Source organism: Kumtagia sp. (assembly GCF_059502445.1).
In genome coordinates this window covers 34,879-47,017 of the sequence record NZ_JCACER010000038.1, presented here as the reverse complement: position 1 = coordinate 47,017, position 12,139 = coordinate 34,879, and the positions used below count along the sequence as shown (strand labels likewise).

Annotated in this window: 12 protein-coding genes; 5 read left to right on the top strand and 7 right to left on the bottom strand. The window is 65.9% G+C overall.

Annotation, left to right across the window (positions count from 1 at the left end):
- Nucleotides 1-3: 3 nt before the first annotated feature.
- Genes AC5JDC_RS14310 through AC5JDC_RS14295 form a run of 4 tightly spaced genes read right to left on the bottom strand, consistent with a single transcriptional unit; the run spans nt 4 to nt 3,946 of the window.
- Nucleotides 4-825, bottom strand: coding sequence for a sugar phosphate isomerase/epimerase family protein (locus AC5JDC_RS14310; protein WP_495842060.1), 822 nt, complete (start codon nt 823-825; stop codon nt 4-6).
- A 4-nt stretch (nt 826-829) separates the two neighbouring features.
- The gene (locus AC5JDC_RS14305) at nt 830-1,666 is read right to left on the bottom strand and encodes a carbohydrate ABC transporter permease (RefSeq protein WP_106773995.1); all 837 of its coding nucleotides are present in this window, start codon (nt 1,664-1,666) and stop codon (nt 830-832) included.
- Complete coding sequence (locus AC5JDC_RS14300; RefSeq protein ID WP_495842057.1) at nt 1,663-2,595, bottom strand: carbohydrate ABC transporter permease; 933 nt, start codon at nt 2,593-2,595, stop codon at nt 1,663-1,665. The genes AC5JDC_RS14305 and AC5JDC_RS14300 overlap by 4 nt, the downstream gene beginning before the upstream one ends.
- 4 nt (nt 2,596-2,599) lie before the next feature.
- Complete coding sequence (locus AC5JDC_RS14295) at nt 2,600-3,946, bottom strand: ABC transporter substrate-binding protein (protein ID WP_495842056.1); 1,347 nt, start codon at nt 3,944-3,946, stop codon at nt 2,600-2,602.
- A gap of 163 nt (nt 3,947-4,109) precedes the next feature.
- Here AC5JDC_RS14295 and AC5JDC_RS14290 point away from each other — a divergent pair, with 163 nt between their 5' ends.
- Together AC5JDC_RS14290 and lipP1 are read left to right on the top strand one after the other, a co-directional pair.
- Nucleotides 4,110-5,261, top strand: a complete 1,152-nt coding sequence (locus tag AC5JDC_RS14290; RefSeq protein WP_495842054.1) for a Gfo/Idh/MocA family protein — start codon at nt 4,110-4,112, stop codon at nt 5,259-5,261.
- Nucleotides 5,262-5,284: 23 nt separating this feature from the next.
- Nucleotides 5,285-6,256 (top strand): LipP1 family hormone-sensitive lipase, encoded by a 972-nt coding sequence (gene lipP1, locus AC5JDC_RS14285; protein WP_495842052.1) that lies wholly within the window; start codon nt 5,285-5,287, stop codon nt 6,254-6,256.
- A gap of 18 nt (nt 6,257-6,274) precedes the next feature.
- Here lipP1 and AC5JDC_RS14280 read toward each other — a convergent pair whose 3' ends face one another.
- Nucleotides 6,275-7,288, bottom strand: a complete 1,014-nt coding sequence (locus AC5JDC_RS14280) for a LacI family DNA-binding transcriptional regulator (RefSeq protein ID WP_495842050.1) — start codon at nt 7,286-7,288, stop codon at nt 6,275-6,277.
- 368 nt (nt 7,289-7,656) lie between these two features.
- Between AC5JDC_RS14280 and AC5JDC_RS14275 the strand changes: the two genes are divergently transcribed.
- The 3 genes from AC5JDC_RS14275 to AC5JDC_RS14265 are packed head-to-tail and all read left to right on the top strand — an operon-like array spanning nt 7,657 to nt 9,975.
- Nucleotides 7,657-8,568, top strand: a complete 912-nt coding sequence (locus tag AC5JDC_RS14275; RefSeq protein WP_495842048.1) for a tagatose-bisphosphate aldolase — start codon at nt 7,657-7,659, stop codon at nt 8,566-8,568.
- 4 nt (nt 8,569-8,572) lie between these two features.
- On the top strand, nt 8,573-9,451 hold the full coding sequence (locus tag AC5JDC_RS14270) for an ROK family protein (RefSeq protein WP_495842046.1): 879 nt from the start codon (nt 8,573-8,575) through the stop codon (nt 9,449-9,451).
- Nucleotides 9,448-9,975 (top strand): P-loop nucleotide/nucleoside kinase family protein, encoded by a 528-nt coding sequence (locus AC5JDC_RS14265; RefSeq protein WP_495842044.1) that lies wholly within the window; start codon nt 9,448-9,450, stop codon nt 9,973-9,975. The genes AC5JDC_RS14270 and AC5JDC_RS14265 overlap by 4 nt, the downstream gene beginning before the upstream one ends.
- Nucleotides 9,976-9,978: 3 nt before the next feature.
- Here the strand turns inward: AC5JDC_RS14265 and AC5JDC_RS14260 are convergent, their stop codons facing one another.
- Together AC5JDC_RS14260 and AC5JDC_RS14255 are read right to left on the bottom strand one after the other, a co-directional pair.
- Nucleotides 9,979-11,040 carry an ABC transporter ATP-binding protein gene (locus AC5JDC_RS14260; protein ID WP_495842042.1) on the bottom strand — a complete coding sequence of 354 codons (1,062 nt, stop codon included), beginning with the start codon at nt 11,038-11,040 and terminating at the stop codon, nt 9,979-9,981.
- A gap of 10 nt (nt 11,041-11,050) precedes the next feature.
- Complete coding sequence (locus AC5JDC_RS14255) at nt 11,051-12,094, bottom strand: NAD(P)-dependent alcohol dehydrogenase (protein ID WP_495842040.1); 1,044 nt, start codon at nt 12,092-12,094, stop codon at nt 11,051-11,053.
- Nucleotides 12,095-12,139 lie beyond the last annotated feature (45 nt).

The window sequence follows — 12,139 nt, the reverse complement described above, 5'->3', positions numbered from 1 at the left end:
TCCTCAGTAGCCATAGCCGCGCATGGTTTCGCGATTGACCTTTACCGCCTTGGCCGGATCGGCGGCGGCGGTCTCCGATTCTTCCTCCAGCACCAGCCAGCCATTGAAGTGCGGAGCGGCGGCGACGATGTCGATGACCGCAGGCGTGTCGCAGATACCCTTGCCGAGCATGGCCCAGGTGCCGGCCGCGTCGACGTCCTTCAGATGCAGGTAGCGGATGCGGTCCCGGTAGGTGCGCAGCGTGTCCAGCATGTCGGCATGGCCGCGCAGGATGTGGCCGGTGTCGGGCACCCAGCCAACGAGAGAGGGATCGAGCAGGCCGAAGATGCGGTCGTAGTCGGGACGATCGTAGAGCAGCGTGTTGTGGTGCGAGCTTGGATGCACGGCGACCTGCACGTCGGCCTTGCGGCCGACCTCGCCGGCGCGGTTATAAGCCTCCGCGGCTATGGCGAACTTTTCCTCGCGCGGTCCGTCGGAAACCACTGTCGCCGATCCCATGGACACCAGCGCGCCCGGGAAATTGGCGGCGAAATCGATCCAGCGCCGGGCGCTTTCGAGATCGGCGTCGATCTCTTCCCTGACGGTAAAGCCGCTGTCCGAGCCGAAGGCGAAGGAGACCAGCGTCAGCCCCGCCTGCTTCAGCGTTGTGGCGAACTCCACCGGCTTGCCGGCATAGCGGCCGATCATCGTGTCGGTGATCTCGATGCCGGAATAGCCGCCGTCCGAGATCGCCCGGACCAGATCGTCCGGGCCGCCGGCAAAGCGATCCCCGAGCATTTCCCAGGTAAAGGTCTGGCAGCCGACCTTGAGGCTTCTGGCAGTCATTTCATCATTCCTTGATGCCGCCCTGGGTCAGGCCTTCGATGATGTGGCGCTGGAAGAACAGCACCAGCACGATCAGCGGCACTGTCACCACGGCGGAGGCCGCGGCGATGTCGCCCCAGGGCACGTAATATTGGTTGGTGAAGTTGGCGATGCCGACCGGAATCGTCTGGCGGTCGATATTGGAGGTGAAGGCGAGCGCGAACAGGAATTCGTTCCAGGCGGTGATGAAGGCGAGCAGGCCGGTGGTGACGAGGCTGGGCAGCGACATCGGCAGGATGATGTGCCAGAGCAGGCCGAGCACGCCGACCCCATCCATGCGCGCCGCCTCGTCGATCTCCCGCGGCAGCGTCTCGAAATAGCCGAACAGCACCCAGGTGACGAGCGGCAGTCCGAGCGCCAGGTAGGTGATGATCAGCGCCGTATAGGTGTCGAGCAGGCCGAGATTGCTCGCCACCAGATAGAGCGGCCCGACCAGCGCGATCTGCGGAAACATCGACACCGACAGGATGACCATCAATATGCCGAACCGGCCCCTGACGTTCAGCCGCGACAGCGCGAAGGCGGCGAGCGAGCCGACGAACAGGCACAGGAAGGTGGTGGCGAGCGACACGACCAGCGAGTTCCAGACATAACGGTGAAGCTGCTTTTCGACAAAGGCGTTGTAGTAGTGCTCGAAGGTCAGCGGATCGGGGATCAGCGACGGTGTGCCGGAGGTCAGCGCCTTGTCGAGCTGGAACGAGGTCGAGAACTGCCAGATGAAGGGCCCGGCCGACCATAGCAGGATCAGAGCCGCGCCGAGATAGAGGACGAAGCTGCGCAGGGGCGAAGAGAGGCCGGTCATCGCGCTCTCCTGATCTGCCGCATCAGGTAGAGGCAGAAGGCCACCGCTATGGCGAGCTCGGTGACGAACATGGCCGTCGACACGGCCGAGCCGTAGCCGAACTCCAGGGTGGAGAAGAGCACCTTGTAGGACAGCGTCGACAGCGTCTCGGTCGAATCCGCCGGACCGCCGCCGGTGAGCACATAGACCAGATCGAAGACCCGGAAGGCGTCGAGCGCGCGGAACAGGCCGGCGATCAGCAAGGTCGGCATGAGCAGAGGCAGGCGAATGTGCCAGAAGGTGGTCCACGCCTTGGCACCGTCCATGCGCGCCGCTTCCAGCAGTGAGGTCGGCACGGTCTGCAAGCCGGTAAGCAAAAGCAGCGCCATGAAGGGCGTGGTCTTCCAGACGTCGGCGATGATGATGGTGGTCATCGCCGTGTCCGGCGAGCCGTACCAGTTGACGTTCTGGTCGATCAGGCCGGCATGCAGCAGGATGTAGTTGATAATGCCGTGCTGGCCATCGAACAGCCAGCCGAACATTTTTGACGTCACCACGGTCGGCATCGCCCAGGGGACCAGCATGGCGGCGCGCACCAGCCCCCGTCCCTTGAACGCCTCGCACAGGATGAGCGCCATGCCGAGCCCTATCACCGTCTCCAGCACCGTCGACGCGAAGGTGAACCACATGGTGTGCCACCAGGCGTTCCAGAATTGCGCGTCGCTCCAGAGCCGCAGGAAATTGGAAAAACCGGTGAACTCCTGCTCCTGGGTGATCAGGGAAGTGTTGGTGAAGGAAAGATAGAAACCGTTGACGATCGGATAGAAGGAAACCGACGCCAGCGACAGGATCGCCGGCGTCAGCAGAATCAGCGGCCAGAGCGCGGCCGGCAGCAGCTTCGAACGTCGGCGCGGCCAGCCGCTTGCTGATGAACTGACCGCCGCCGACATCGGATCAGCCGACGATGCCGTCGATCTGGGTCGCCAGTGCGTCCATCTCTTCCTGGACCTTGCCGGAAACCAGCGCCTTGGAGATGCCGGACTGCAGGGCGAGCGTCACCTTGGCGTATTCCGGCGTGATCGGGCGCGCCGTGGCGCCGGTGAACACTTTTTCCAGGCTCGCCATGAACGGCTGCTCGGCCTTGATCTTCTCGTCCTGGAACAGCGCCGGCCGTGTCGGCGCGAGGCCGAAATTGAGCGCGATGCGGTGCTGGGTTTCCGAAGACGACAGCCAGGTCAGCAGCTCGATGGCTGCTTCGCGCTGCTTCGAGTTGGCGTTGACGCCGAGCTGGTAGCCGCCGAGGCAGGCCGAGCTCTTGCCGCCGGGGAAGGCCGGCAGCGGTGCGACGCCGACCTTGTCGACCACCTGCGAGGCCTTCGCATCCTGGGCGATCGGATAGACGTAAGACCAGTTGCGCATGAACATCGCCTTGCCCGAGGTGAAGGGCTGGCGCGACGGCTCCTCGTCCCAGGACAGCACGTCCTGCGGGCTGATCTTGGTGGTGTTGATGGTGTCGTGGAGGAACTGGATGGCCTCGACGGCTTCCTTCTTGTTGATCAGCGACGACTTGCCGTCCGGCGCCAGGATCGAGCCGTTGTTGGAGGTGATGATCTCGACCGCGTCGCAGACCAGCACTTCGGCCTGCTTGCCCTGCCAGAGATAGCCGAAGTCGACGTCGCCGCCCTTCTGCGCGGCGGCGGCGATGGTCGCCATGTCGGCCCAGGTCTCCGGAACCTTGCCGCCATGCTTCTCCAGCACGTCCTTGCGGTAATAGAACATGCCCGAATCCATGAACCAGGGCAGGGCGGTCAGCTTGCCGTCATAGGTACAGGCGTTGAGGGTGCCGGAGAAGTAGGCTTCGCGCTTGTCGGCGGGGAAATATTCGTCGAGCGGCAGCGCCCAGCCGGCGGAGGCGAAGCCGGCGATCCAGATCACGTCCTGGCTGAACACGTCCGGCGTGCCGTTGCGGCGGGCGAGCTGCTGGACGAGACCCTGATAGACCTCGGTCGACGAGCTCGGCGGCGGCAGCTCGATGTTCTTGACCAGCACCCGGTCCTGGGATTCGTTGAAGGTCTTGATCAGGTCGCCGAACGTCTCCTTGCCGAAGAAGGCGGCGCTGGCGAAGCTGATTTCGGCGCGTCCCTGGGCGCGGGCGGGGCGGGTGCCGAGCCCGCTACCGATGCCGAGCGCGGCGGTGCCGAACAGCCCGGCGCTTCCGATGAGAAATTGCCGGCGATCGGCCTTGGTCACATGAGCGACGAGTTTCGAGCCGGAGCGCGGCCCCTTTCCGGTGTCAGACATTGCTTCCTCCCTGAAAGCTGGCAGCGTCACCAGCATTACCGCATGTTCGATAAAAAATTAACGCGCGTCAATATTTAAAGTGTTCCATAGTGATTTTTAGCTGTTCGCCACCGGGCAAAAGGAGTATCGGACAGAGCGTCCGCGACGTCGGGAGGAGCTTGGAATGCATGGAAATTCAGGGGCGGCGCTGGGAATAGGCGTCGTCGGATGCGGCAACATCTCGATGACCTATCTGCGGAACGCGGCGCTGTTCGATGGCGTGGAACTGCGGGCCTGCGCCGATATTTCCGCTGATATGGCGGCGCTGCGGGCGCGGGAATACGGCATCCGGGCAATGAGCGTCGACGCGCTGCTGGCCGATCCGGAAGTCGACCTCGTGCTCAACCTGACCATCCCCGCCGCGCATTTCGACGTGACGCTGTCGGCGCTTTCCGCCGGGAAACATGTCTTTACCGAAAAGCCGCTGGCGACTTCGGCCGCCGACGGCAGGCGCCTTGTGGCGGAGGCGGAGAAGCGCGGCCTGCTGATCGGCTCGGCCCCGGACACGTTCCTGGGTGCGGCCGGCCGCCGCGCCCGCCGGCTGATCCACGAGGGCGCCATCGGCCGCCCGGTCACCGGCACCGCCTTCATGATGGGGCGCGGCATGGAGCACTGGCACCCCAATCCGCAATTCTACTACCAACCGGGCGGCGGTCCGGTCTTCGACATGGGGCCGTATTACCTGACCATGCTGGTCAATCTGCTAGGCCCGGTCGCCGGCGTCATGGCGATGGCGACCAGCGGCCAGGAGGAGCGGCTGATCACCGCCGACGGGCCGTTCAGGAACACCACCTTCAAGGTCGGCACGCCCACCACCGTGCAGTCGCTGCTCGAATTCCGCTCCGGCGCGACGGTGACTTTCGGCGCGTCGTGGGACGTGTTCCGGCACTCCAACCACCCGATCGAGCTGCACGGCACCGAAGGGTCGCTGCGCCTGCCCGATCCCGATACGTTCGGCGGTACTGTGTCGCTGTCGGAGCGCGGCGCCGAGTGGAAGGATTTCCACAGCGAGGAAGAACTCTACGGCGCGCGCAACTGGCCTTTCGCCGCACCGGACCGCGCCAACTACCGCATGCTCGGCGTTGCCGACCTGGCGCGGGCCTTGACCACCGGCGCCGCCCCGCGCGCTTCGGGCAGGCTGGCGCTGCATGTGCTGGAGATCATGGAGGCTATTCTCGTGTCGGGTGAAAGCCGCGAGGCCGTTGCCATTGTCGAGGGGCCGACCGTCCAGCCGCCACTGCTCGGCGAGGAAGAGGCTGGTAGTCTGCTTGCGTGACCTGCCGGCCGGAGGAGCCAGCCATGTCGATATTGCCTTCTGTTGACCTCGATCCGGGTGCCCGGCACGTGCTGGAACTCGGAAGGGAGGCCGCCCTCCCACCCTTCGAGACCGGAACGCCGGCCGAAGCCAGGCGCGCCTACGATGCCGGCGTTCCGACGCTGCAAGGCGAGCGCGAGCCTGTCGCCTCTGTCGGGGAGCGCGTCTTCGCCGGACCCGGCGGAGCGCTGACCGTCAGGATCTATTGCGGGCAGGGCGCGCCGGAGACAGATGCCCCGGCGCTGCTCTATCTGCATGGCGGCGGCTGGGTGATCGGCAATCTCGACTCGCATGACGAGGTCTGCCGCTGGTTCGCCAACATCGCCGGATGCGTCGTCGTCTGCCCGGATTATCGGCTGGCGCCCGAGCACAAGTTTCCGGCCGCCGTCGAGGACTGTCTTGCGGCGCTCTCCTTCATCCGCGGTTCCGCCGATGCGCTCGGCATCGACGGAAGACGCATCGCGGTCGCGGGCGACAGCGCCGGCGGCAATCTTGCCGCGGTCGTCGCGCTGACGGTGCGCGATACACGGGATGCTCCGCTGACGGCGCAACTGCTCCTCTACCCCAATACGGATGCTTCGCAGACGGCCGGCAGCTATCGCCGCTTCGCCGAGGGTTTCGGCCTGACCGCCGCGACCATGGCCTGGTTCCGCGACCACTACATCCGCGACAAGGCGGACATCGACGACTGGCGCGTGTCGCCGCTGAAGGTGAAAAGCCTCGCAGGTGCGCCGCCGGCCTTCGTCGCCATCGCCGGCCACGACATATTGGCCGACGAGGGTGAGGCCTATGCGCGGCGACTTGCCGAAGACGGCGTGGAGACCGTCCTGCGCCGCTGGCCGGATCAGATCCACGGTTTTGTGTCCATGGGCCGCCATATCCCGGCGGCACGGGAGGCCGTCGAGGCCGCGGTCGATGCCTGGCGCGGCTTCGATCCGGGTTTCGCGCGAGAATAGGCGCCGCCTCGCCGCCGTTCACGCCGACTGGCGCATCACCAGAGTGGCGTCGAGAGCGACCTTGCCGGCGGCCTTGCCATTGTCATCCTCCAGCAGCGACAGCAGCGTCTCGACGCCGCGGCCGGCCATGGACGCGAAATCCTGCGCCATGGTGGTCAGCGCCGGGCAGGTGTAGCGGCTGAGCGGGTGGTCGTCATGCGCGGCGACACGCAGGTCGCAATCGCCCTTCCGCCCGACTTTGAGCCCGTGCGAGAAGGCGGCGGCCATGACGCCGAAGGCCAGCCGATCATTGGCGCAGAGTAGGGTCTTCGGCAGCCCGCCTTTGGCCAGCATCGCCTGCGTCTGCTCGTAGCCGATCCGCTCGAAGTCCCAGGTGTAATCGCGTGTATTGCCGATCACTACATGCTCGTGCCCCAGCCTTTCCATCGTGCCGACATAGCTTTGCAGCCGTTCCGGGGAGTTGTGGTTGACGTGCGGTATATCGAAATAGACGGGAGCGTCGCCGGACCGGCAGAGATAGTCGACCATGGTCGACACGCTTTGCGTGTTGTTGTTGCCGACGAAGGGCGTGTCGCCTTCGACAAACGTGTCGAAATAGACGGTCGGTATCGTCCTGGTCAGCTTCTCGAGCACGCGCTGATCCGACCGCAGCCCCAGAGGGGCGACCAGCGCGCCCGAGACTTTCAGCGACAGCATGGTGCGGGTCGCCTCGATCTCCAGTTCGCGCGAGCCATGTGAGGAAATGACGATCGGCCAATAGCCATCGCCGCGCAGGCGCAGTTCGATACGGTTGACCATCTCGGAATAGAACGGGTCGGCGATGGTCGGCACCACGATGCCGATATTGCGGGTCTTCTTGCGATTGAGGTTCCGGGCATAGAGATTGGGCTGGTAGTCCGACGATCGCAGCGCGGCCTCGATCCGCTCTCTGGTCGCCGGCTTGACGCTGGTCGGATCGTCGAAATATTTCGACAGCGTCGGCCGCGATACGCCGCAGGATTTCGCGAAATCCTCCATCGTCTTGTGCGTCATTGTTCGATAGCCCTGGACGCCCGCGTTGCCGAAACCATGGCGCTTAGATAGAGCGCGGCGACGAGAGGCCGCAAGGCAAAATTTTACACAAAACGTCGACGTCTTTGGTGCGTAGCCTAAAATCTTGTCATGCGTAAATTTGCTGAGTGCCACGGCCGCAAGTCGTACGACTCATACGAGTGTCGGTCGAGCGTCTCGTCCGTCCGCCGCGAGATGGAGTTCGCAGCCGATCGCAGCAGCGTTCCGAACTCTAACTTTACGCACGTTGGTTTCAATATTGACACGAGTAAATTTGTGACTGATTGTGCAGCCACTGCGCGGGGCCGCAAAGCCCCAAGCGTCCTTTCAAGCGAAACCGGGAAGTCGCCATGTCCGAAATGACCACCTCCGAACGCCGCGGCTACCAGCAGATATGCGGGGCGAACGGCGTGATCATGGCGATCGCCTGCGACCAGCGCGGCGGCATCCGCAAGCTGCTCGCCGCGACGCCGGAGGAGGAGGCAAAGATCAGCAATGACACGCTGGGCGACACCAAGGCCGACGTGGTGCGTTATCTCGCCAGCCACGCGCCCTGCATATTGCTCGACGCGGTCTGCGCGGTGCCGCGCGTCGTCGACGAGGGCGTGCTGCCGCGCGACGTGGCGCTGCTCATCGGCCTCGACGCTTCCGGCTACGACACCGACGCAAACGGTTATTGGCTGTCGCGGCTTACGCCCGGCCTGACCGCGCGGCGTGTCCGCGAGCTGGGCGGCACGGGCGGCAAGATCATGGTTTATCTGCGCTCCGACCGGCCGGAGGCCAATCGCCACAACGTGGCGATCATCGAGCAGTGCATCGCTGATTTCGCCCGCGAGGATCTGCTGCTGGTGGTGGAATTCCTGACCTACGCGCTGCCCGGCGAGGACAAGGCGGCCTATGCGGAAAAGTTTCCGTCGCTGATCGAGGGCGGCACGCGGCTTTGCCTCGATGCCGGCGCAAAGGTGCTGAAGCTGCCCTATCCCGGCAGCGAAGAGTCCTGCGCGGCAATCACCGCCATGTGCGGGTCCGTGCCCTGGTCGGTCCTGTCGGCGGGCGTCGACCACGAGACGTTTCTCGGCCAGGTCGAGATTGCCATGGCCAACGGTGCAGCCGGCGTCATCGCCGGGCGGGCGCTCTGGAAGGATTGCGTCTCGCTCGACCGCGAGCGTCAGCGCGAGCTGCTGGTGAGCCGGGCGGTGCCGCGGCTCAGGCAGATCCAGGCGGTGCTGGATCGCTATCCCCGCACCGGCGCGGCCGCCTGATCCCATGGCCACCGCGGTCGGCGTCGATGTCGGCGGAACCCGCATCCGCGCCGCGCGGATCGACGCCGCCGGCGCGGTGCTGGCCCGGCTGGAGCAGCCGACGGCGGGCGCGCCGGAACCGGTCTGTGCGCAGATAGAAGACCTCGTGCGCGCCCTTGACGATGCGACGGTGGAAGCGGTCGGCATCGGCGTGCCGGGACGCGTCGACATCAGGCATAATCGCATGATGTCCGGCGGCTACGTCGATCTCTCCGGCATCGATCTCGGCAACATCCTCGGCAAAACCTTCGGGCGGCCGGTCGTGCTCGACAACGACGGCAACATGGCGCTTTTGGCCGAGCATGCCGTGGGTGCCGCCCGGTCGGCCGGAACGGCTGTCATGTTCACCATCGGCACCGGCATCGGCGGCGCCGTGCTTGCCGAGGGCAGGATCTTGCGGGGCAAGGCGGCGGCCGGCCAGCTCGGCCATCTGACCGTAGACAAGAACGGCGCGCGCTGCCTGTGCGGGCGGCGCGGCTGCGTCGAAACCACCAGCTCGGGCACGGCGCTGGCCGATCATCTGGCCGCCGCGGGGTTGCCGACGGCGACGTCCGTGGACCGGCTGCTCGAAGAGGCCCGCAAAGGATCGGAAGCAGCCAGGTCGGTGCTGGCCGCCTGGGCCGGGCCAATGCGTTTCGCCGTTGACACGGCGATCGCCGCCCTCGACCCCGACGTGGTCGTGCTCGGCGGCGGGCTGGGAGCTGCCATGCACGAAGCCCTCGCGGAAATTCCGGTCGAGGCCGTATGGTATCGATGCCCGGTCGCGCCGGCCATGCTGGGCGACCGCGCCGGCGTCATCGGCGCCGGCCTTGCGGCATTGAGCTGGCAAGGGCTTGTCCGATGAAGCGCGTGCTGCTGGTCAACGGCGTGCCTGCATCGGGTAAGAGCACGGTGGCGCGCGCTCTAGCCGACGCCGGCGGCTGGCCGCTGCTGGCGCTCGACACGGTCAAGGAGGCCTTCTTCGCCCATCTCGGCACCGGCGACCGCGACTACAACCGCCTGCTCGGCGAGGCGAGCTACCAGGCGATCTTTGCGCTGATCGGCGATTTTCCGGAAAACAGCACTACCGTCATCGACGCCTGGTTCGGCTTCCAGCCTGCTGCCGTGCTGAACACCCATCTGGAGAACGCGAAAGTCTCCCGCATCGCCGAGATATGGTGCCACGCGCCGCCCGCCGTGATCGGAAAACGCTACCGGTCGCGACTGTCGTCCCGCCACGCCGGCCATCTTGGCGAAGCCTACGTGCCCGAGTTGATCGAGCTCGCCGGCCGCGCGGCGCCGCTCGGCACCTGGCCGCTGTTCAGCGTGGACACGACGCTGCCGCTGGACCTTGCGGCGCTGATGGACTGGGTCGCATCCCTCGACTGACCGCTACAGCCGCGCGCTGCTCTGGCGGTCGAAGATGTGCACGCGGCTGGGGTCGATCCTCAGCCGGATCTCTTCGCCCGGACGAACCTTCAGCCGCGCCTTGACCACCGCGTCGATCGGATCCTCGCCGATCCTGGCGAAGATCTGGGTCTCCGAGCCGGTCGGCTCGAGCACGGAGACGGTCGCCGGCAATCCGTCGCCGTCGAGGTCGATGTGCTCGGGCCTGATGCCGTAGACGACCGGCCGGCCGCTTTCGGCATTGACCCCGCTTACCGGCAGCACCGCGCCCGCGTCCGACACGAAGATCTGCCCGCCGTCGCGCGCATCGATCCGGCCCTTGATGAAGTTCATCGCCGGCGAGCCGATGAAGCCGGCAACGAAGACGTTGCCGGGATTGTCGTAGAGGTCGAGCGGCGCGCCGACCTGCTCGACATGGCCGTCGCGCATCACCACGATCTTGTCGGCCATGGTCATCGCCTCGATCTGGTCGTGGGTGACGTAGACGATGGTCGTCCCGAGCCGCTGGTGCAGTTCCTTGATCTCGACGCGCATGGCGACCCTGAGCTTGGCGTCGAGGTTGGACAGCGGCTCGTCGAACAGGAACACCTGCGGGTCGCGCACGATGGCGCGGCCCATCGCCACGCGCTGCCGCTGCCCGCCGGAAAGCTGCCGCGGAAAACGGTCGAGCAGCTTGGTCAGGTCGAGGATCTCCGCCGCCTTGCGCACCTTGGCATCGATCTCCGCCCTTGGCCGGCCCTTGATCTTGAGCGAAAAGCCCATGTTGTCGGCGACGTTCTTGTGCGGGTAGAGCGCATAGTTCTGGAACACCATGGCGATGTCGCGGTCTTTCGGCGCGACATCGTTGACCACCTTGCCGCCGATGGCGATCTCGCCGTCCGAGATCGCCTCCAGCCCAGCGATCATGCGCAGCAGGGTGGACTTGCCGCAGCCGGACGGCCCGACGAGGATGACGAACTCCCCGTCGGCGATCTCGACGTCGACGCCATGGATGACCTGCACGCTTCCGTAGCGTTTGACGATGTTCCTGACGCTGACACCGGCCATGTGGCTTCCTCTATTGCGGCAATTCGATCTGCATCTTTACCTCGCCCTTCGGTGCCGACGCGGCGATCTCGAAGGCGCGAACGCTCTCCTCGAAGCCGAAGGTGCGGGTGATGAGCGGCTTCACGTCGATCGCGCCGGACGACAGCATGGCGACGCAGCGCGGGAAGACGTGGGCGTAGCGGAACACGTGCTCGACACGCGCCTCGCGCACCATCGCCTTGCCGACGTCGTAGGCGATCGGGTGCATCTGCACGCCGATGAAGACCACCCGGCCCGCCGGGCAGAGCGCGTCGAAGACCGCCTCGGCGGCGCGCGGGCTGCCGGCGCATTCGAAGACGATCTCGACGCCCCAGCCGTCGGTCGCGGTCAGGATCTCCTGGGTCAGATCCTGCCTTGAGACGTTGACCGGCGTGATCGCACCGAGCTTCGCCGCCAGCTCGAGCTTGCTGTCGTCGATGTCGGACACGAACACCTTGGCGCAGCCGGCGGCGAGCGCCGCCAGCGCAGTGACCAGGCCGATGGGCCCTGCGCCGATCACCAGGGCGATGTCGCCGGGCTTCACCTGGGCCTTGGTGGCGGCATGCACGCCGACGGCCAGCGGCTCGACCATCGCGGCCTCGGCGAAGGAGACGTTGTCGGGAAGCTTGAAGGTGAAGTTTTCCGGATGCACGACGCTCGGCCGCAGCACGCCGTGCACCGGCGGCGTCGCCCAGAAGCGCACGGCGGGATCGACATTGTAGAGGCCGAGGCGCGTCGCGCGGCTGTTGGGGTCGGGAATGCCGGGTTCCATGCAGACGCGGTCGCCGACCTTGAGGGTCGAAACCTCGCTTCCGGCTTCGATCACCGTGCCGGACGCCTCGTGGCCGAGGATCATCGGTGCCCGCACCTGGAAGATGCCGGCGCCGCCATGGGTATAGTAGTGGACGTCCGAGCCGCAGATGCCGACGGTGTGCAGCTTTATGCGCACGTCGCGCGGGCCCAGCGTCTCCTCGCGCTCGATCGGGAAATCCCGCAGCGACAGTTTCAGCTTCTCTTCGAGGACCAGCGATTTCATGGTCGGGTATCCCTGCTTGTTCGGGGCGCGGCACGCCCCGGTTCC